Source organism: Frankia sp. Allo2 (assembly GCF_000733325.1).
Lineage (GTDB): Bacteria > Actinomycetota > Actinomycetes > Frankiales > Frankiaceae > Frankia > Frankia casuarinae.
The window spans coordinates 1-20,839 of sequence record NZ_JPHT01000048.1 but is presented as its reverse complement, the minus strand read 5'-3'; the positions used below and the strand labels follow the sequence as shown (position 1 = coordinate 20,839).

General features: G+C 66.5%; 14 protein-coding genes, 1 tRNA gene and 2 pseudogenes. 5 read left to right on the top strand and 12 right to left on the bottom strand.

The annotated features are described in order from the left end of the window. Positions 1-1,103: 1,103 nt before the first annotated feature. Positions 1,104-1,637, bottom strand: coding sequence for an NUDIX domain-containing protein (locus ALLO2_RS20725; protein WP_011437622.1), 534 nt, complete (start codon positions 1,635-1,637; stop codon positions 1,104-1,106). Between the two features lie 174 nt (positions 1,638-1,811). Here ALLO2_RS20725 and ALLO2_RS28430 point away from each other — a divergent pair. Continuing rightward, positions 1,812-1,984: pseudogene (locus tag ALLO2_RS28430) on the top strand (response regulator transcription factor); the annotation flags it as partial. A gap of 382 nt (positions 1,985-2,366) precedes the next feature. Continuing rightward, entirely contained in the window at positions 2,367-3,290 is a 924-nt protein-coding gene (locus tag ALLO2_RS25020; RefSeq protein WP_023841938.1) for an alpha/beta fold hydrolase, read from the top strand. A gap of 139 nt (positions 3,291-3,429) precedes the next feature. Here ALLO2_RS25020 and ALLO2_RS20720 read toward each other — a convergent pair whose 3' ends face one another. The 8 genes from ALLO2_RS20720 to ALLO2_RS20685 form a co-directional block, all read right to left on the bottom strand. Beyond that, positions 3,430-5,856, bottom strand: coding sequence for an MMPL family transporter (locus ALLO2_RS20720; protein ID WP_232235233.1), 2,427 nt, complete (start codon positions 5,854-5,856; stop codon positions 3,430-3,432). An 80-nt stretch (positions 5,857-5,936) separates the two neighbouring features. Continuing rightward, the gene (locus ALLO2_RS20715) at positions 5,937-6,863 is read right to left on the bottom strand and encodes a class I SAM-dependent methyltransferase (RefSeq protein ID WP_051875481.1); all 927 of its coding nucleotides are present in this window, start codon (positions 6,861-6,863) and stop codon (positions 5,937-5,939) included. A gap of 90 nt (positions 6,864-6,953) precedes the next feature. Continuing rightward, positions 6,954-8,141 (bottom strand): MFS transporter, encoded by a 1,188-nt coding sequence (locus ALLO2_RS20710; RefSeq protein WP_152569771.1) that lies wholly within the window; start codon positions 8,139-8,141, stop codon positions 6,954-6,956. Between the two features lie 19 nt (positions 8,142-8,160). After that, positions 8,161-8,862 (bottom strand): CPBP family intramembrane glutamic endopeptidase, encoded by a 702-nt coding sequence (locus ALLO2_RS20705; RefSeq protein WP_063579684.1) that lies wholly within the window; start codon positions 8,860-8,862, stop codon positions 8,161-8,163. A 94-nt stretch (positions 8,863-8,956) separates the two neighbouring features. Beyond that, complete coding sequence (locus ALLO2_RS20700) at positions 8,957-9,979, bottom strand: bifunctional lysylphosphatidylglycerol flippase/synthetase MprF (RefSeq protein WP_049760957.1); 1,023 nt, start codon at positions 9,977-9,979, stop codon at positions 8,957-8,959. Positions 9,980-10,038: 59 nt separating this feature from the next. Next, positions 10,039-11,094, bottom strand: coding sequence for an SDR family oxidoreductase (locus ALLO2_RS20695; RefSeq protein ID WP_011437614.1), 1,056 nt, complete (start codon positions 11,092-11,094; stop codon positions 10,039-10,041). A 1,028-nt stretch (positions 11,095-12,122) separates the two neighbouring features. Continuing rightward, complete coding sequence (locus ALLO2_RS20690; protein ID WP_035734281.1) at positions 12,123-13,298, bottom strand: endonuclease/exonuclease/phosphatase family protein; 1,176 nt, start codon at positions 13,296-13,298, stop codon at positions 12,123-12,125. Positions 13,299-13,387: 89 nt separating this feature from the next. Continuing rightward, a complete protein-coding gene (locus ALLO2_RS20685) occupies positions 13,388-14,038 on the bottom strand; it encodes a hypothetical protein (RefSeq protein ID WP_232235232.1) in 651 nt (216 codons plus the stop codon). Between the two features lie 320 nt (positions 14,039-14,358). Between ALLO2_RS20685 and ALLO2_RS20680 the strand changes: the two genes are divergently transcribed. After that, positions 14,359-15,690: a hypothetical protein gene (locus ALLO2_RS20680; protein WP_011437611.1), complete on the top strand. Its 1,332-nt coding sequence runs from the start codon at positions 14,359-14,361 to the stop codon at positions 15,688-15,690. Beyond that, positions 15,687-16,385 (top strand): 2'-5' RNA ligase family protein, encoded by a 699-nt coding sequence (locus ALLO2_RS20675; RefSeq protein ID WP_035734278.1) that lies wholly within the window; start codon positions 15,687-15,689, stop codon positions 16,383-16,385. Before ALLO2_RS20680 ends, ALLO2_RS20675 begins: the two co-directional genes overlap by 4 nt. Before the next feature lie 123 nt (positions 16,386-16,508). Here the strand turns inward: ALLO2_RS20675 and ALLO2_RS28425 are convergent. After that, positions 16,509-17,784: pseudogene (locus tag ALLO2_RS28425) on the bottom strand (IS110 family transposase). Between the two features lie 183 nt (positions 17,785-17,967). Further along, positions 17,968-18,040 (bottom strand) — tRNA-Asn (locus ALLO2_RS20665). Between the two features lie 442 nt (positions 18,041-18,482). On the opposite strand from ALLO2_RS20665, the gene ALLO2_RS20655 reads away from it, so the two are divergent. Then, the gene (locus tag ALLO2_RS20655) at positions 18,483-18,968 is read left to right on the top strand and encodes a helix-turn-helix domain-containing protein (protein ID WP_035734274.1); all 486 of its coding nucleotides are present in this window, start codon (positions 18,483-18,485) and stop codon (positions 18,966-18,968) included. A 319-nt stretch (positions 18,969-19,287) separates the two neighbouring features. Here the strand turns inward: ALLO2_RS20655 and gltX are convergent, their stop codons facing one another. Continuing rightward, a complete protein-coding gene (gene gltX / locus ALLO2_RS20650; RefSeq protein ID WP_035734272.1) occupies positions 19,288-20,700 on the bottom strand; it encodes a glutamate--tRNA ligase in 1,413 nt (470 codons plus the stop codon). Positions 20,701-20,839: the final 139 nt, after the last annotated feature.

Here is a 20,839-nt window from a genome sequence, read left to right as displayed (position 1 = left end):
AGGGGCCAGCAGCGGTCAGGGGAGCCAGGAGACGGTGGCGCAGCCGAGCTGATGCCGGATGGGGCCGTCGGGCCCGGCGTTCGTGGCGTAGGCGCACACCGTGTGCGGGACGGCGCTCGTGATGACGGTGGTCTCGAAGCCGTGGTCGGGGCCGGCGTCGGGGTAGAAGCGGGCGACGTCCGGTCGGGAGGTGTCCGCGGTGGCGGTGGTGGCGGTGGTGGCGTCGAGAGTGACCGTGACGATGAGGGGGTCGGCGGGGNCGTCGGGGNCGTAGGTCCAGCCGGCGACGCGGACGCTGCTCCAGCCGGCGGTGATCCACGGGTTGGGCGTCGCGAGGTCGAGGTAGCCGAGGGGCGTGTGGTCGACGGCGGGCGCGTCCACGGTCGCGGTGGCGCAGCCGAGGCTCCGCCGGTGGAAGGAGCCGAGCGGGCCGATGTTCACCGCGGCGGTGCAGACGGTGTGGGTGCCGGGTGCGGCGGCCACGGTGGTGTCGAAGCCGTGGTCGGGGCCGGCGCCCGGGTGGGCCCGGGCGACGTCGGGACGGGAGCGGTCGGCGACGACACTGGCGGTGGCGACGTCGTCCAGAATGATCGTTACGGCCAGGGGGNGGGNGAGGTCCCCCGGGTCGATGGTCCAGCCGGCGACGCGGATGCCGGCGGGGGATGCGTCGGCGAGATCGAGAAAGCCGAACGGCGGCGCATCGTCCCCATCGGGACAGGTTTTCTCGGTTTTCCTGATCTTCCCCGTCTTCCCCACGTCGCTGGACCCGGCCGTCGGGCAGGCGCCGGCCACGGCGGATCCGGCCAGGCCGACGCCGATCAGGACGGTGGTGAGAGCGAGGATGCTGATCATCGCGACGGCGGTACGTACGGGCGTTCGATGCGGCGCGATGGCGATGATCGTCACCCTCTCCCCTCACGCTCAAGGTGTGAACTGAAAGTAGCATCTCCATTGCTATCGGTCGACAACCGTGAAGGTTTTGTTGCATGTTGCATCCACGTCGCCGCCATGCGCATTCTGCGGGTGCGGTGTCCGTACGGCCATGGAGCGGTGGGGCGGCGACTGGACCCGGCTCGCCGACCGCCGCTGTTACCAGACCTGGATCAGCCAGCTCGGTCTGGCGGGGGACCCGTGGACCGGTCGCGGGACCGGATAGCCGAGAAAGCCTGCCGCGATCGTGCGCCCGCTCCCCGACTCGGCGGCCAGCCGAACCGGGAGAACGGTTCCGCCCGCAGATGCAGACGGATGATCTCCCTGCTGTACGCCAGGGTGTCGGCCGGCAGATCGTCCGGTGGGTGCCAGGCGAGGGCGGAGCAGGTGGCTGGCTCCCGATTGGTGGGCTCGCCGCTCCACCGCGACACCAGGAAGCCGAAACCGATACGAGCGTCGCTGTCCGGCGGAAGGGCATGCGTGATACCCGCGAAAGCGACATCCTCGGGTTCGACCCCGATACCGAGCTCCTCGTCGAGCTCCCGGATCACCGCGGTCACGACGTCCTCGGCGGGCTCGATCCGTCCGCTGGGCAGCGCCCAGCAGCCGCTTCCGTAGATGCCTCCCGCGCGTTTCGTCAGGAGCAGGCGGCCGTCCCGTATCAGTAGCGCAAGAACGTCGACCGGGGTCCGGTGTTCGTGCCGCATGATCCTCCTCGTGCTCTTCTTCCCGCGGACCGACTCGAGGCCCGTGACCGGGAAACGTAGCGCGCAGGGCCCCGTCCTTCAGAGCGAAGATTCAGCAGGGATTCGGCTGGCGCTCAGCGGCAGGGTGGCCCTGTTCCGCACATGCGCATCCTGGNGGCGGACGACGACCGGAGTCTGGTGGCGCGACTGCGGGCGCTGCTGCGCCGTGGTGGTGGGGAACGCCCGGTCGTCCTGGCGGCTGGCGACCTCCGGCTCGACCCGCGTCGCACCGGGCCTGGCGGGGTGAGTCACCGGTCGAGCTGACGCCACGGCAGTTCTCCCTCCTGGAGTTCCTGACGCGCCGTCCCCGTCCCATACCGACCGGTGGGTAGGGCGGTGGCACGGGACGGGGATGGTAACCATCCCGGCTACATCCTCGTCTGCCGGCCAGCCGCCAAGGCTGGATGATCACCATCCAGCAAGCCGATCCTACAGAACCGAGGACGCCTCACCGCCGGACACGCCGAGGCGGTTCAGGCATTTTTCCGGGAGATTCCTCGCGCCTTGGCACTATAGGGCTTGGTGGAGCTGAAGAGTATGTTCCCGACCGTGTTACGGTGGGCGAGGGTGTTCTATTCTGCAAGAAGATTAAGGATAGATTTCTTGGTGTGGAATCAGGACTTTTCAAGCTAGCAGGCTTAGCACTTTAGTTGGAGTCCAAGAATGAGTTGTGCTGTAGCCAGGATATATATGCTTTCTATTATTAGCCTGTTCTTGCTAGGCTTCCTAGCTGTTAGCTTTTTTGCCTACGGCGTCGAGCCTGGGCGGAATCTCAAGGAGACGCCCTCGTTTCTGAAGGAACGNACAACTCGATACATGGACATAGGTGATACACGGCTCCACTATCTGAAGCAAGGCGCTGGTAGACCTGTCATTCTCCTGCATGGCGGTGGCACCTGGCTGTATTCTTTCCGGAAGAACATCGATGAACTTGCCCGGGAGCATACTGTGTATGCCCTGGATATGCCCGGGCATGGTTTCACCACCTACCAGGATCCTGCTACGCTCACCTTGGCCGGATTCGCGACGCTCCTGAAAGATTTTTTGGCAAAGCAAGGAATTGTCCAGGCTGATTTTATTGGGAGTTCATGGGGTGGCGGTTGGGCGCTTTATTTTGCCGAGGTTTACCCTGATGAGGTCGGCAGGATAGTGCTCATTGATGCTACGGGGACGGCGGAGATCGCGGCTCACGACGGGAGCTCCTGGAAGTACCTGTCGTATCCGCTGGTAGGCGAGTTGCTCGTACACTTCTTTTCTTTTGGCAACGTCAGGAAGGATATACACGAAAATCTCTTCAGCAACCCATCGGCCGTATCTGACGCGGAGATTCGCCAGATATATATTCCTATCACTTATTCTCGCAACCTCAAAGCTCAGTACATCCTGCAACGTAATTTGAACTGGAGCGAAGTCGACCGGCATCTCGAAAAGGTACACAACGAGACTCTTGTGATCTGGGGCAAGGATGATCGTTACATACCAATAAAATTTGGCCAGAATCTTGAGGCAAGGCTTCCAAACGCCCGCTTCGTCTCCATAGAAAATGCCGGCCACCTACCGCATGAAGAGCAGCCGGAAAGGGTCAACGCACTCTTGTTGAAATTTCTTCAATAATGGCGCATCCTGCAAGGAAGTGTCAACTCCGGTATGCCGTGTCGGGCGTGTCCTGGCCTGGCCGGTAAATCTTAGTGTCATGCGGGATACGGCGGTGTCACGCGGGATACGGAATGGTTATGGAATGGCGCCGTCTACCTCACGCCGGCCCGTCCGGGGCGGCGGCGCGGCGCCGTAGGGAGGGCAGCCACCAGTTGTACTTCCCGGCTATCAGGAGTGTGGCGGGCGCCAGGACGAGCCTGATCAGCGTGGCGTCGAGCAGCACCGCGACGCTGAGGCCGAAGCCATACTCGCGCAGCATCAACGTTGACGAGAGCATCATCGTCCCCAGTNTNCCCGCCATAACCAGGCCGGCAGCGGTGATTACCCGGCCGGTGTCCACGATAGCTGTCGTCACCGCGTCGGCGTCACTGCTTCCCTGCCGGGTTATTTCTCGGATCCGGGTTATCAAAAAGATTTCGTAGTCCATGCCGAGACCCATCATGAGGATCACCAGGAAGATTGGTAGGTCGTTGATGACGGGTTCATCGAGCCAGCCGGCGAAGACCGCGAGCGTGGCGCCGAGTGCCCAAATGTTGCTGAGCGCGATCGTCAGGATCAGCCGGATCGGGACCAGGATGGATCGTAATGCGAAGGTCAGCAGCACTATGACGCCGGCGCACACAAAGGCGATCATCTTCCAGAAGGACGATGTCAGCGCCGCATCGTATTCTTGGTCGATGACGGTGGCACCACCGACCTGAGCGTTGTCGATGGTACTGTCGGCGACCAGCGTGGTCAGCGTCCGGATCGTCGACCTCGCCTGCTCCGACAGTGGGTCCCCAGCCAGCACGATGGACAGCCGCAGGGCGCCGTCCGGGGCCAGAAAGTCCTGTCGGACGTTTTGTGGTAGCGCCGACGTGTCCTCCCAGGACAGCTTCGTGCCCGTGGGGCGGGACAGGCTCGAAACGGAGACCACGCCGGGAGTGCGGGCGATCGCGTCGCTTAGGCTGTCCAGTCGCTGCCAGCCGGCAAGGGTGAGAGTGTCGCCTCGGTGACCGTTGTCGCCGATGTCACCGACGACGGTCGTCGGCTGCAGCAGGCCGGGTTGCCAGTGTTCGGCGATAAGGTTGTAGCCGCGGCGGGCGTCTGTGTCCGGGCTCAGCGCGACCGGGTCGGAGGTCAGCCGGTGGGATCCCAGGAGGACAATGATGGGGATCGTCGCCAGCACGAACACCGCGACGACGGCGACGGGTGCCCGTCGCGGCAGCACGGCCAGCCGTCGCAGCAGGTTGGTCAGCCAGCCCTTGGACTCCATATCCGTGAGCGGCCGGACACCGAGCAGGAAGAATTTGTCGCCCAGCAGAACCAGCAGCGCCGGTGTGATCGTCAGTGCGGCCAGCAGCATCACCGGGATGCCCGCGAGCCCCCCATAGCCGAGCGGCGGGATCCAGTCGACCGGTGAGAGCAGGGTTGCGGCGAACGCGAGGATGACGGTGCTTCCCGCGAGGGCAATGCTTTCACCGGCGTGGATGGTGGCGTTGACGACGGCTTCTTTCGGGTCGCGGCCAGCCAGGCGTTCCTGCCGATATCTGGAGGACAGCAACATGCTGTAGTCGACGCCAGCACCGAGCATGACGAAGGTCATGATTGTCGTGGTGAACTGGGTTAGTTCCACCTGGCTGCCGACGGCGTACAGCCATGCCTGGCTGATCGTCATGGCGAGCCCGATCATCGTCAGGGTGAGGACTGCCGGAACGACGGCACGGAAGAACAGCAGCAGAACGATGATGATGATGATGTAAGCCGCGTACTCCATCTTCGCGTTGTCGGCCTCGGCCTTGTCGTACGTGTCCTTGATCAGTGCCAGTTCGCCGGTGACGGCGGCGTGCACCGGGGAGGCCGGGCCCAGCCGGGCTATGTCCGCGGCCACAGTGCGGCGCAGCGCTGTCAGGTCCGGGTCAGGTCCATGCCTCGAGTAGGCGACGGTAACGAGTGACGCCCTGTGGTCATCGGAGATCAGGCTGGCGGCGTCCACCGGCACGGGGAAGTCCGCCCAGTCCGTCTCCTCGGCCAGCGTGCCGGCCAGCTTCGGCCATTCCGCCTGGTCGGTACGTGCGGCCCGTTGCAGGAGTGGAACCAGCGCCGCGGGCACCTGACCCGTGGCCCGCGCCTGGGCCAGGCGGCCCATGGCCTCCTCGGTGCTCGGTGGCGGCGTACCCGCCGGCGCGAGCACGTGGCGCATCGCGGCCAGGAGAGCGTCGCGGTGCAGCGTGTACGGCGACGTCGTGCTCATGACTGAGCCATCGTGGACGAGTGGCTGTAGCGAGGCGTCCAGCATGCCCATCAGCCGCCGCGAACTCGCGGCGGTCACATCGGGCGCACTGAGCACGATGAGGGTTTCCCGCTCGGAGTGATGCGGGAATGCCTGTACGAGCCGTTGCGCTACGGCGTCGCCGACCGAGCCGGGCACGATCTTCGAGCTGCCCTGCCGGGACTGTACCTCGGAGAGCTTGAGCGCGAACGGCGCGCAGGCCCCGATAGCGACGAGCCAGAGGACGATGACGACCACGGGGTGTCTGACCACGGCCCGGGCGATCCGTCCCAGCACCGGANGGGNGGANGGGGAAGGCGTCGNCTCCGATCCGATCCNGCCAGTCCCAGAGTTCACTGGATCCCATTCGCCTTGGTGACGCCCGGCTGGACGGGAGCTGCCGGCTCCGGTGTGGTCTCGGCGACGACCACGACGAACGGATGGAGGAGTGTGAGGCCCCCCGGCCGGCTGGCCTGCTTGCGTAGCGCCTCTGTCAGTTTGCCTCTGACGTCGTCTTCGCGGGACATGTCGAACGAGTCCCGGAAGCCGGCGCNGGCGCCGGACCGTTCCACCCACTCTACGGCTTCCTCGGCGGTGGCCACCGGCCAGCGCTGTTCACCCTCATACTGGTTGATTACCCGCAGTTCGCCCTTGCGCATCCACCTGGCCACCGTCTCGGCGTCCTTCGGCAGGGCCACCCGCACCATCGCGGTGAGCAGAGTCGGCTCGTCCGCGACGACGTCTTCGAAAGCCTTGCGCAGCGAGGCCAATGCGTCCGCGCGGGACTCGATGATGCCGATCCGNCCTCCNGGGCGGAGCACCCGCCGCGCCTCGCGGAACAATTGGGAGGGCTTGCTATAGCAGATCGCCCAACCGCAGACGATCGCGTCGGCGCTGTTGGTCGCCTGGGCCTTGAGGAACTCCAGCATGTCGCCCTGCTGCCAGCTGACATCCTTGGAGGCTTGGCCGAGCGTCTCCATCTTGGCCTTCGCGACGGCCAGCATCCCCGGGGACTTCTCGATCACCCGCAGCGAACCGAGGCCCTGCTGCCGGATCCGAATCTGTTCGGACAGGTGACCCGTGCCGCATGCCAGCTCGATGACGTCCATCCCCGGGGCGATCCCCACCAGGTCCAGCATCGCCGTCGAGTTCGGGCCCATGAGGGCGGTGAACGCCTCGTCATAGGTGCTGCTGGCGATGTCGTAATCAGGTGTGGTGTCGGCAACGGCGCGGGTGAGTAGGAGACGGGCGGCGCGCAGCGCCAGACCGGCTCGGCTCATAGCAACTCCCAGTGGATCGCGAGCAGAAGGACGGGATGTCTTTTCGGTGAGGTGGATGCCCGACCGCAGCCGGGCATCCTGGCTCGGACGTCAGGTGACGGAGCGGCGCTGCGCCGCGGTCAGGATCAGGACGGCGCCCAGGACGAGAACCGCCGCCATGCCGGTAAGCGCGGTGGTGACGCTGCTGAAGCCGGTACCCAGCGCGCCGAGCAGAGGGCCGCTCATCATCCCCACGGCATAGGCGATGTTGAACATCGCGAAGATGGCCCCATGCCCGNCCCCCCGCCGTTCCGCCGCTGCGGTGAGAATCCCCAGCGCAGGGATGAGGACAAAGGAGAAGCAAACGGCGAACGTCACCAGCAGCACCGTCGTCCAGCCAACGTCGAACCTGGGGAGCAGCGGCAGGACGGCGCTCATCCCCAGCAACCCGCCCGGGATCAACGGCAGATCCGGCCGCCGGTCCCCAAGCAGGCCGACCGGCACCCCGGCGAGCCCGTGCGCCAGCGTCGCCGCCCCGAAGATCAGACCCAGCGTGGCCGGGCCGCTGCCGAACCGGTCGGCCAGGTGCAGCGGGAGCAGCGGTTCCAGCATGCTCAGCGTCGCCGCTCCGAAGGCGACAGCGAGCAGGGTCGGCAGGAGCGAACGCCAGCCGGATGGCTGCTGCTCACGTACCGGCTGCGCGGCGCCGCGGACCAGCCACGGCAGGACGGCGGCGAGTACCGCGGTGAGCACCGTGCACACCACGAACGGCGCCGCGTCGCCGAAGCGTTCGGCCAGCAGCCCGCCGATCACTGGGCCAGCGACCATACCGACGGACATACTGGACATCGCCGCTCCCATCGCGCCGCCGGCCCTGGGGGGCCGCACCCGCTGGGCGAGCAGAGCGATTCCGTTCGTCCACAGCGCCGCCGCGGCGACTCCCTGGAGCGTGCGGGCAGCCAGAAGTTCGGGATAACTACGAGCCAGCGCGAAACCGACCGTCGAGATCAGCAGACCGGCGGCACCGACCTGGAATGGCCGTTCATGCCCGAACCGGTCGCCGACCCGGCCCATCAGGGGAGTCCCCGCCAGCAGGGCGACCGCGTACGCGGCGTACAGCAGGCTCACCCCGGCCGACCCCACATCGAACTGGTCCGCGTAGTTCGGCAGGACAGGTACCACGATGCTGTAGAGCAGGCTGTCCACGAACAGCGCGCCACAGGTCGCGGCGGTCACCTTGAATACGTCGTGGCGAACCGCGGTGGAGTTCGTCTCGACCGCGTCCTGGCTGGCAGCCATCTCGCCTTCTCCGATCACGTTAGAGCGAGATTGCCCAGATGGTGAACAGAACGTTGGCCACACCCTGCGCGATGGTCGTACCGACCACCGATCCCGTCACCATCCGGCAATAACCCAGGGCGAGGCCCATCACGAAGACCGAGGGGATCATCCCGGCCAGGACCAGCGGGTTGAAAGGATTGAGTCCGTAATCGCCGAGGTGCACGAGTGCCCAGCCGGCACTGACCGTGACGACGGACCTCCAGAGCCCCATGCGCCGGGAGGCGGCGTGCAGCAGCACGCCTCGGTAGAAGACCTCCTCAGCGATCGGGACGAGCAAACCCATACAGAGGAACAAGGAGATATAGGCGAGCGCCGGAGAGCCCGGGAACATCTCGCGGAAGAGGCCGGGCAGCAGGGCCGCCCAGTTGTCCTCACCCCGCCCGAGCAGCGTCAGGCAGGCGACGAGGGTCAGCAGGTAGCCGGCGGTCACCACCCCGATCCCGCGGGCCAACTGCCGTGGCGAGGATATGGCCTGCACGCCGACATCCGACCACATTCGCCGCGGCACGACGAACAGCGCGAACGGGGTGAGCACGATAGAGAACACCTTGAGCCACTCGTCGAACGCGCCGGCAATACGTAGCGTTCCGAGGATGGCGAACACAACGCAGGCGACAAGCACGGGCCGCGCTTCGTAACGCGGGAGCCGCCGGCCTGGGACCCGACCGGACCCGGTCACCCCCGACTCCGCCGTCCCGCTCCCGTTCGGGACCGCGTTCGGGGCGGAGCGAAGGACTTGATCTTTATTTCCGGCATCGCGAGAAAGAATTTTATCACTCATGGGGACTCGCTGGGCGACGTGTGACGCTCTTCCTGCCCCGGCGCAGCGAGACGGCCTTCGTCACCCGCATCAACCGCCAGACGGCGGAGAGCGAGACGCCGTCCTGGAACGCGACATACTCCGGCTGGATCAGGTCTGGTTGCCACTTCAGCTTGTATGCCACCTGGGACTGGGCGGGGTAGATCCACTCGGCGCGAGTGCCGAGCCAGCGCACGAAACGGTCCACGAAGGGGCTGTGTCCAGGAAGTCGATGTTTCGGATCGAGCGAAGTGAAGGGAGTGAGACCAAAGTGCAGGTACGGCGTCTTCTCCCCGACGAACTGCCGTACGGCCGTGGACAGGATCAGCTCGCTGACTCCGGTGGGAGCGTCCGGTATCCGCCGGCTCAGGTCATGCAGCCAACCGGAGTGCCGCCCGAAGACCGGCGAGAATACCTGGTAGCCCACCAGCCGGCCGGCGTGCTCGGCAACGAACAACCGGCGCCTGCGCTCGGCCCAACCGCCCCGTTGGCCGATCATAAAGTCGATCTCGGCGACGCCAAAACCTTTTGCCTTCAACCATACCCAGTCCACCTCGTTCAGTGCCTCCATCAGCTGCGGCGTCCGCTCACGGACCGCCGCCACCTCGCGTACCCGGACGCCGTCCCGATTAGCTCGAGAGATCTTATTCCGGATCTTCACGAAATGTTTCCCCGACATGCTGAACCCGTCCAGTGAACGGGCGTAGGAGGCGCCGAGCTGGTTCACGCCAAAACCGGCACGCAGGTAGATGTCAGTATCTTCGGGCATCAGCTGGACGCTAATCACCCGACGGCGGTTCTGCCTGGCCCAACGGACGAACTCAGTCAGCAGCTCAGCCTGCTGGTCCGGCGGCGCGAAGACTCCGCCGAACTGGATCAGGAACCTCCCGCTTGGCCGGTAGATGACGACGCCGTCGATTCCATCCACCTCGAACGTCAGATTTCCTTCGTTCAGCGCCAGGTATGCAGATGGGTTGTGAGCGTGCCGGGTCAGCACGTCCAAAGTGGGCTCCGCGACGGATCGCGTCTGTGCGACCCCTGTGCTGCTGCTACGGGTCACGGCCGGCTGCTCCCAGCAACGGCCGCTCGGTCGATCTTTGTCGTGCCCTGGTTCGACCGAGCGTCGCGGGCCGCCCAGTAGCGCATGCTCCGATCCGCGACCGTCCTGGCGTCGGGGAGCGGCCGGACGCCGAGGGCGGCGAGCTCATCAGCCGATGTCGGCAGTATCAGGCTTGAGCGGACGTATGCAGAGAAATAGGCTACTGCCTTCATTATCCCCGCGTATAGTGCCGGATCCGTGATGGCGGATTCATCCAGGACAGTACCGGATATCAGCATCGGGGGCTTGGCCGGATAGCCAAAATCACGGCCAATATCGAGCGCCATGTCAACGACGTCGGTGAGGGTCAGTGCCGCCGGCCCATTAGCGAGCCAGAGTTCGCTGCCNAGCGCCTCCTTACGTACAGCGGCAACAACTGCCTCGGCTACATAATCAACGGGCACCAGATCGATCCGAGAGTCCGGGGAGAAGGGTATTATCGGTAGTTTATCGTGCAGGAATCTGGCCACCATCTGGTAGAAGCCTTGGAAGCTGGCTATGGCACCGGTATCGGAGTGGCCGACGATGATCGAGGGCCGGAGGATGGCATAGGGGACCCCCGCGCCGCGCACTACGTCCTCGGCCTCGCGCTTGCTGCTGGCGTAGCGAGCACCGGACTCGCCGGCGCCGTCGCTGCGGGCGCCAATGTAGGCGGTGCTCACATGGTAGAGGGGTGCGTCTGCCGCCGCGGCCAGCTGCGCTATCCGCGAAGTTCCCTCGACGTTGATCGACCTTAATGTCCTCTCGGTACCGTTGAATGCGACCACGGCGGCTGAATTCACCACCGCATCCACGCTGTCGACCAGGGATCGGTACTCCGATCCATCCAGGCCGAGTTGTGGACGAGCGATGTCACCGCGCACGGTGGTAATCGTCTGGTCGGCCAGGACGGTGCGGTGCACCAGGCACACCGGCTCGATGTCAGGAACTCTTTTCAACTGGCTCAGGAGCTCTTGACCGAGCACGCCCGACGCCCCCGTCAAAAGCACCCGTCGTGCGGTTTGCGCAGTCATCTACTTCCTTTTCCAGCAGGGAATGTCCGCATGGCGATGCGGCCGGATCACTGGTAGGAGCTGTCAACGACCTTTTGGTATTAGAAATATGCCAGCGATGCCCGTCGATATTCCGTGGAACGGCGTGCATGCCCGCGTCAATGATCGTTTTTCTGATTATCATCATNATCAGCTGTGGATGAATTCGACAGGGCCGGGCCGGCCGTGATTCTCCAGGCATGCGCGCGGCCTGGGCGCGCTTACTGTAGTTACAGTAGCGGCCGTTGCGCACTCCAGCGCTACGTTGTCGCACCCCCCGTGTCGCCATGCGTCGCATCCGTGCCGTCAAGTAGGCGAAGCCGCGACTTACTGTTCTTGTAACGTCTCCTGGAATCGCTCGGTCGTCAGTCTAACCACAACCAACTGGCGAGGTCTACGAGGAAGGAGGGGCCATTGGTTGTTGAGAAGAAAAATTATGCTGCTGCTTAATAGCAAGTAATCTGTGCCCGCAGCGGGCTGACCAGCGCTTCCGGTGACCGTCAACCTCCGTTGAAGTCTCTACGGTGTTGGCTATCTCACAGTGGGGCGTTATGGGCTATTTTCATAACTTAAGTCTAGTATTCGGAAGAGTATTCGGAAGATACGAGTGGCATCCACCGACGTGTCGTACGGACAGCGATCTCTAGCGGCTGGCTGGAGTGATAAACTGTGCTGTAGGGCGACTATCGGTAGGCGAGCCTGGACAAGGTGATGTGCGCGTACCGGGCCCGGTAGTCGCGGACCTGGCAGTCGTCGAGGCCGCGGGTGGGAGCGGACCCGGCCGCGGTCGCCGACCCGGGCCGCTCGCCGGATCGGTCGAGAGTACGGCTGCGCCGGGTTCGTGGTTCCGTTCGACCACGGCGACGACTGGGACCTCGCCGCACCGGGCGAACGCATCCACGACATCGCCCACCTCTGCTGGCGATTCCTCGGATGGTTCGGGGGCGGGGTCAAATCGAGCGGCGGGGCAGGCGTCCGCTCAGCGGCACAACAGAGNGTCGCCTGGTGTTCTAGATGCCGCGGNGTTTTTNGATATCGAGGTCGACGTAAAGGGCGGCGTGATCGGAGGCGGCCTGGTCGGCTCGGGTGATCTTGGGGTGGATCACCCACTGGGCGGATGGGTGTTTGTTGTCGGGGTCGCCCCACAGGCCGGTGCGGACGATCTGCCCGCCGGTCATCCGGTCGGCGAGGTCGGGGGAGAGCAGGATGTAGTCGAGTCGGTTACGGGCGGTGCAGGACTGGAAGGTACCGGGTCGGGGGCCGGTGTCGAATCCGGCCCGGCTGGCGGCGTCGACGAGTGGACTGTCGGGGCCGAGGAGGGGTTCGAGGCTGGGGAACGCGGGCGGGGGTGGCTTGTTGAGGTCACCGACGACGGCGATGTACCGGGCGCCGGCGTCGCGGAGCGCGGTGTAGATCTCCGCCACCCGGTGGGCCTGCCGGCGGCGTAGCGGGTCGGGGTTTCCGGAGGTCCAGGACTGGCTTTTCAAATGGTTCGGCAGTACCCAGATGGTGTTGCCGGCGGGGGNGTGCAGTTCGTAGGCGGGGCAGTCGCGGCTGAACAGCGGCCGGTCGGGGCGGGCCGGGNCGGGGNCGTCGACGTGGCTGACGATCGAGCCGATCGTGTGGCCGGGTTTGGCCAGCAGGCCGACGTCGATGCCGCGGGGGTCGTTGCCGTCGACGAGCATCACGTGGGCGTACAGGCCGGCGAGCAGACTGGTGTTGAACCGGACCAGCGCCGGACGGTTTTCGGCTTCGATCACGGCGAGAACGTCGGCGTTGATGTCCGTGATGACCTGGGCAGTGGAGCGGATCGCGGTCTCGTCGACGGGGCCGGTGACCAGTTCGACCCAGCCGATCCAATCCTGCCGCCCGGTCGCGTCGATCACAGCGTCCTTACCGGGGGGTTGGGTGAGGAAGTTCCCGCGGTTCTCACGAAGCCGGGCCCACCGCGGCTGTGGATCCCGGTTGAGCTGCAGCCGACCCTCGCTGGTGCGGGTCAGGATCTCCATCGTTTCCAGGTCGGCGAGCATGTCGGTCTTGTTCTGAACGGTATAGACCTCGTGCTGGGCGAGGGTGATGAATCGGTCGAATGCGGCCAGGACCGGTTGGCCTTCGTCCCAGGTGGGCAGGTCCATCGCCCGGATCCGTTCGAACAGGTTTTCCACGTTGAACGACGCCAGTCGCACCGGTCACCCCCACAGCACCGTCGTGTCGGCTCTGCTGCACAGCGTGGCAACCCGAGGAGTTGCTGTCGACCCACCGGCAGGTGAATCTTTTATGATCTCGGTGGTCCACTTGTGGCCGCGCCTGTGACGGCTCTCTTGATCCTGCATCGATCAAGATCGTAATGTGGACGGGCGAGGCTGAAACCGAGCGCAGCGTGCGCCTTGACCGCCTCCACCCGGCGGTACTCGTTGAAGAAGCCGCCGTGGTACAGGTCGTCGACCCGCTCGGCTCCGTCCGCGTCCAGGTCGTAGACGACGCGGGCGGTGGCCGGGAAGAACCAGGCCGGGCCGATGTCGGCGATCTCCCCGGACAGCTCGACCCGGTTCAGCGCCGCGAGCGTCGCGGACTCCCGCAGGATGCGCAGGTCGTCGTCGGTGACGTCGGACAGGTCGGGGTCGTCCAGCCGCTCGGCGGAGAACAGGTGGTGGTAGACCCGGTCGGCGGTGCGCAGCACGTCCGCCGGCTCGGACGTCCGCTGACCGTAGGCACGGACGAACTCCAAGGTCTGCTGTTCGACAGCGGCCTCCTCGGTCTCGTCCTCCGACAGCAGGCGCTCGGTCACCAGGTCCCAGTCGACGAGCATCCAGACCGGCGCGGTACTGCGACGGACGAAGTACCGGTCCGGCTCGACCGTGACCGTGGTCCCGTTCACCGTGATGCCCGGGAGACGGTTCCAGGTGGGCGTNAACGGTTCGCTCATTTCCACCGAGAAAGCTGCGGGGTATTCGGGTTTCGTGGCGAGCATGGCTCACTGTCCTTTCGGGCTCTCCGTTGATTCCGGTATCGATTCGCGAGCCTCCCCGGTCGGGCGTATGGTCCGGTGGGTAAATCGGGGAGGTCGTGTCGATGTCCGTAATCATGACCCGGACGGGATCGGCAGGACAGTTCCCGGCGGCATGCCGCAGTCCCCGAAGAGCAGTGCTTCGAGGCATGGCGCCGAGCACTCGTTTTCCGGCCCTGGACCGGCTCTCATCGACTACGATCAGCTACAGATGGCGGCAGATGGCGGGGTGAGTCGACGTGCGTCATGATCCGTCCGCGTTCGTCATACCGGCGGAATTCTGGGATCGGACCCAGGTCGCCGAGAGCCTGCAGATGAGGGACATCGGTTCCCTCTTCCGGCTGGTACAGCGGTACGCCGGGGCGAGTCAGCCAGGGATCGGGATGCGCGTCGGCCTGGCCCAGTCAGATATCAGCAAGTACATCAACGGCAAGCGAATCGCCGCCGAGTTCGAGTTGTTCGAGCGCGTCGCCGATGGGCTCGACCTGCCCGACCGTGCCCGCATGTTGATGGGGCTGGCACCGCGCGGCGCCGTCCAGTCTCCGGAGGCCTCACGGACGAACATCGTGGAACAGACCGCCCTTCCCGAGGAATCGGATTCCGTCGAGGAGATCGGGCAGCGGATCGAGACGCTCGGTGCATCCAACGTCAGCACGGCCGTTCTCGCCCACTTCGACGTTCTGCTCCTGACCATGGCGGACGAGTACGAGTGGGCCGGCCCGGAAAAACTCGCACCACGGGTACTCAGGCAACGCCGCCGGGTTCAGAACCTCCTGGAAGGACGACAGCCGCCCCGGCAGCGTGAACGGCTCTACGAAATCGCCGGTCGCCTCTCCGGAATACTCGGCTACATGGCGGTGAACACCGGCCGGTTCGGACTCGCGCGCGCCTACTGTCTGGAGGCTCTCCACACCGCTGAGCTGGTCGGTCACCACGACCTCACGGCATGGATAGGCGGCACGCAGAGCCTGTGTGAGTACTACGCCGGGGACTACAGAGCTGCCCTGGAGTTCGCCCGGGAGGGTCGCCGTGTCGGTGGCCGGTCGGCCCAGGTGATCCGCCTCGCTGTGAACGGGGAGGCACGCGCCCTCGGTCGGCTCGGTGACCGCGCCGGGGTGGGCCGATCCGTGGGCGAGGCGTTCGACCTCGCCGAACAGCATCCGGTGCCCGACGGGATGTCGCCCTGCATCTCCTTCGCGCCGTACAGCATCGCCCGTATCGCCGCGAACGCCGCGACCGCCTATGTCTCACTGGGCGAGCCCGGTCAGGCGCGGGAGTATGCGGACATGGCCGCTCAGGTCGCAGACCGATCCCCGTCGATGTGGAGCCGTTGCCTCGTCCGCCTCGACCTCGCGACCGCGCTGCTGCTGTCCCACTCCCCCGATCCGGAGCAGGCTGCCGTCCTGGGCATCGAGGCTCTGACCGCCACGGCCGGCAACCCGATCGAGTCCGTCCGACGTCGTAGCCATGAGCTGGTCACCCGCGCCAAGCCGTGGCAGCAGATCGGCCCGGTCACCGAACTCGCGGAGGCTTCCCGCGCGCTCGCCCTCCCCACCGGCGCACACCGGTGACCACGGCACGCACCGCGGACCCGGTCGCGGACGACTGGCACCGCTTCGCCGGTCTCGACCGGCTCGAAAACCACTGGGACCGGCCGGGCTGGACACCCGGCCGCCGCTCCTACCACTGGATGCTGACCTTCGAGGATGCAACCGAGCTGCACGTCCTTGCCGACCGGTGCCAGCGGCGGCTACGCCTGCCCGCCCTCGACCCGGTGCCGCCTGACGGGCTGCATCTGACGCTCCAACGTCTTGCGTTCACCGATCAGATCGGCCGGGCTGACGTCGACAGAGCCGTGGAGCAGACGTGTGTACGGCTGACCGAGGTCGAGCCGTTCTCCTTGGCTGTGGGGCCGCTGGCTGGGTCCTCCGGAGCCGTCCGCTTCAGCGTCCTGCCCTGGGCACCGGTGGTCACCATCCAGGGCAAGATCGTCGAAGCGACCACGGCCGTACTCGGGCCCGCCGCGGTCGTGACCAAGCCGCACGGGTTCNGACCCCACATCGGAATCGCCTACTGCAACAGCCCGACCGACGCCCATTCGATCATCGCGGCCGTCAGAGACCTCCGGGAGCTTCCATCCGTCCGGGTCGCGGTCAGAACCGTGGCACTGGTCGAACTGCGCCGTGAGGAACGCGCCTACCGGTGGGACACCGTGGCCCGCGTGCACCTGCCAGCGGCTACTGGGTCTAGCACCCCTGCCCGCTAGTTCTAGCAGGGCCTCTAAAGGGAAAACAGGGTGACCGTTGATCGGGACGTACCCACATGGGGCATGCCGCCTCAGCGCCGTGGCGGGGCTGGGNCGGGNGGNGTGGTGGTCCGCTGCCTCGGGTCACGCGGCCTTGGTGTCGGTGGGCTGGTCGGTTCGTCTGGTGATGACCGCGTCGTAGCCGAGGGCGTCGAGCTGGCTGATCAGGCGTTGGGCGTGGCGGTTGGGGNCGCGGCGNCGGGNGNAGTAGTCGGCGCCGAGGNCGTGGTAGGGCTCGTCTCGGTCGAGCATGTGGAAGGCGGCGACGAGGATCGAGTGCTCGACGGCGACCCTGGCCTTGGACGCGCCCCGGTTGGCCTTGACCCGTTTGTACTGGGCGGACAGGTAGGTGCCCCGGGTCCGGGAGGCGGCGCGGGCGGCCTCGTGCAGGTTGAGGCGTAGCTACTTCGAGCCCTTGNGGGTCTTGCCGCCCTTGGACCTGCCGGCGGACTCGTGCTGGCCGGGGCAGCGCCCGGCCCAGGAGGCCAGGTGGCCGGCGGTCGGGAAGACCGACATGTCCGGGCCGATCTCGGCGAGCAGGCATTCGGCCATGCGGCGGTCAACCCCGGGGATCGTGTCCAGCAGGTCGACCTTCGCCTCGAAAGGGGCGATCACCCGGTCGATCTCGGTCGAGAGCCGGTCGATCGCCTCATCGAGATAGTCCAGCTTCGCGAGGATCTCCCCGATGATCAGACCGTGGTGGCCGGTGAAGAACCCGTTCAGCGCCTCCCGCAACGCCGGGATCTTGGCGCGCAGCCGGCCGCCGGCGAGCTCGGAGAGTACCTCCGGGTTGGTGGTACCGGCGATCATCGCCTCGAGGATCGCCCGGCCGGACACCGTCAGGATCGACGAGGACACCGACGACAGCTTGATCCCCGCGTCCTGCAGAACCTTGTCCAGGCGCTGGACCTCGCGGGTCCGCTCCTCGATCTGCGCCTTGCGGTAGCGGGTCAGATCCCGCAGCTGGCGGATCGGTTGCGGCGGCACGAACGACGGGCGGACCAGCCCGTACTCGACGAGTTCGGCGATCCACGCGGCGTCGGCCGCGTCCGTCTTGCGGCCGGGGACGTTGTGCATGTGCCGGGCGTTGAGCAGCCAGCACTCGGCGACCGCGTCCTCGAGAATGTGGAAGACCGGTCGCCAGTACACGCCGGTAATCAGGCGTCGACTCCATCCCGACCCGGGTCACCCCCAGACCGGTCAGCCAGTCCCGCAGCGCCAGCAACTCCACGGTCGTCGCCCCGAAGGTGTGCAGCTGCACCTGGACCGGCCCACCCGGCGCCTCGGCCATCCGCACGCAGGCGACGATCTCGTCCTTGTGCACATCCAGGCCCGCGCACCGCGCGACCTGCGCTTCCATACGACCCCTCCAGGCCATCCCGACAGGAACAGGTGGCCACCCGGAGGGGGTCTGGTGATCAAACGGATGACGTCATACAGACAGACCCAGACAGGAAAAGAATCATGGGGGTAAAGTTGGGGTGATCTTTATTTCAAGATCTTTAAGATCTTGCTAAGATAGGCCCTGACCTGGGCAAACATGCTCCCGCGATAGGACTCGAACCTATAACCTGCCGGTTAACAGCCGGCTGCTCTGCCAATTGAGCTACGCGGGATCGGGTGCCGTGCATCTGACGTCGTCAGCCTACCTGAGGTTCGGGCGGTCTTGGACGTGGGGTAGGAATCAACCCGACGGCACAACGTCAAGCGGCCGGCGGCCATCCGCCTGCACGTCCCTCGGTCTCCTGGGAGGCAACATGCGTATCAGGCCCAGCGTCATCCTGGCCCTCGGTCTCGGATACGTCCTCGGCGCCCGGGCCGGCCGGGAGCACTACGACGCCATCATGCGGCAGGTCCGTGACCTCCAGGAGCGCCCGGAGGTCCAGAGCGTGGCGGGACTCGTCTCCGCGCAGGCGGCCACCGTCTACCAGAANGCCCGGGACCTGCTTGGTGCCCATGCCGGGCAGTCCGCGACCAGGCTGTTCGCTCCCCTCGGCTCGCACAGCTCCAACGGTGTCGGATCCAACGGTGTCGGATCCAACGGCGTCGGTTCGGTCGGTGCCCGCTGATCGAGGCACCCTCGCGCCGGAGACCCCGGAGACCCCGGAGACCACCGATGAGCGGTCCCGGCGGGACATGCCGATGAGGCAGGCGAGGCCGAACGGGCCGGGACGACCGCACGCCTCCGGTCATCCCGAGACTTCGGACGGCGCACCGTCCGCCCTCGCCGGTCTTGTGGACCTGTTGGGTCGGCGTTTCGCCCTCGCCGTCTACTGGAACCTGCGCGGGACGGCCCTGCCGTTCCGCGCGCTCGTGGCGCGGCTCGACGCGCCGCAGGCCCAGGTGACCCAACGCCTGCGGGAGCTGCGCGAGGCCGGCCTCGTCGAGGTGGACGAGGTCGGCGAGTACCGGCTGACCGCGCACGGCCGTCGCCTGCAGGGAGTGCTGGAACCGCTGGCGGCCTGGGCGGACGACTGGTCCGGGCTGAGCCCGCGCCAGCGCACGCCCCGAGGATCAGCCACCCAGGGTCACGGTGAGCCCTAAGTTCGGTGGACTCCCGCTTGGCGGCAATATCCCGACATCGCGGAATGATCACTATCGAGAGGCATCTCGTGACGGCAAGATCACAGCTTGTCTTGAGCTCGTTTTAAGGATCTCTTAGGCCCAGCGGGGTGTGCTGGTCCTTGTCGCCCGGCTGGCGAACTGAAGCAGCCTCATCCACCAGAGGTAACCCCGGCTTCTGGTGGGTCTCCCCAGCCCGGGTCGCGGCCCGTCCCAGCCGCGACCCGGGCTCAGCCCTGCCCGCCGCGCGAAGCCGTTGTGGACCGGCGTGCGCGCGAGGCTGTCGTGGACCGGCGTGAGGTCAGCCGCCGGTGAGCCGTTCCCGCGCTTCGGCAAGCCGCCGCAGGGTGGTCTCCCGGCCGAGCGCCTCCAGCGACTCGAACAGGGGCAGTCCCACGCTCCGCCCGGTCACGGCGACCCGCACCGGTGCCTGCGCCTTGCCGAGCTTGAGACCGTGCCGCTCGCCCACCTCGGTGAGTCCGGCCTTCAACGTCTCGGCTTCCCACTCGATCTTGTCGTAGAGGTCGTGGACGTCGGCGAGCAGTTCCGCCGCCGGCCCCTTCATCGCCTTGGCCCAGGCCGCGTCGTCGATCGGTGCCTCCGGCAGGAAGAGGAAGTCGACCATCGGCACGATCTCCGACAGCACGGAGACCCGGCTCTGCGCCAAGGGGGCGAGGGCTGCGAACGCGTCCGCGTCGAACGCGGCCGGCTCCCACGGCGCGGCCGGCGCCGAGAGCCAGGGCCGGACCGCCTCGATGAACTCCGCGACGCTCAGCCGCCGGATGTACTCACCGTTGAACGCCTTGAGCTTCTTCTCGTCGAAGAACGCCGGCGATGGCTTCACGTCGGCAAGGTCGAAGGTGGACTCGATCGTTTCCCAGGGCACGATCTCGTCCTCGCCGGGCGGGGCCCAACCGAGCAGCATCAGGTAGTTCTTCATGGCGGCGGGCAGGTATCCCTCGTCCCGGTAGGACTCGAGCGCCACCTTGTCGCGCCNCTTCGACAGCTTCTGGCGCTTCTCGTTGACGATCACCGGGACGTGCGCCCACACCGGCGGCGCGTCCGCGCCGAGCGCTGCCCAGAGCAGCTGCTGCTTAGGGGTGTTCGACAGGTGTTCCTCACCCCGGATGACGTGGGTGATCCCCATCTCCAGGTCGTCAACGACGTTGGCGAGCAGGAACACCGCCGACCCGTCGGCCCGCGCGACCACGAAGTCCTCGATGGTCTCGTTCGGGAACTCCGGCGTGCCGCGGATGAGGTCCTCGACGATCGTCACGCCGTCGTCCGGCGTGCGAAAGCGCAGCGCCCGGCCGGGACCCGGGGCGAGCCCGCGGTCCCGGCAGAATCCGTCGTAGCCGCGCTGCGCGTTGCCGGTGCGTTCCGCCAGGGCCTCGCGGGTGCAGTCGCAGTAGTAGGCGAGACCCTCGGCGTGCAGCCGTTCGGCCGCGGCCCGGTGCCGGTCGGCGCGCGACGACTGCAGCACCGGACCCTCGTACCCGCCGGGGCTGATGCCGAGCCAGTCCAGCGCGCTGATGATGCCGTCGGTCCACTCCGGCCGGTTGCGGGACGCGTCGGTGTCCTCGACGCGCAGCACGAAGTCGCCGCCGGCGCGCCGCGCGACCAGCCAGTTGAACAGCGCCGACCGCGCCCCACCCACATGGAAGATGCCGGTGGGAGATGGCGCGAATCGAACCCGTACCCGCCCAGATCCCATGCCGCGCAGCGTACAGCGGATCTCGACGGGCGAACCGGGCGTGGGCCGATGGTGACCGGCCGCGGAATCGGTCTCCCGGGCGGCCGGCTACGCCCCTGCTCAGCCGAGGAGGTCGAGGGGGGTGGTGGGTTGGTGGGGG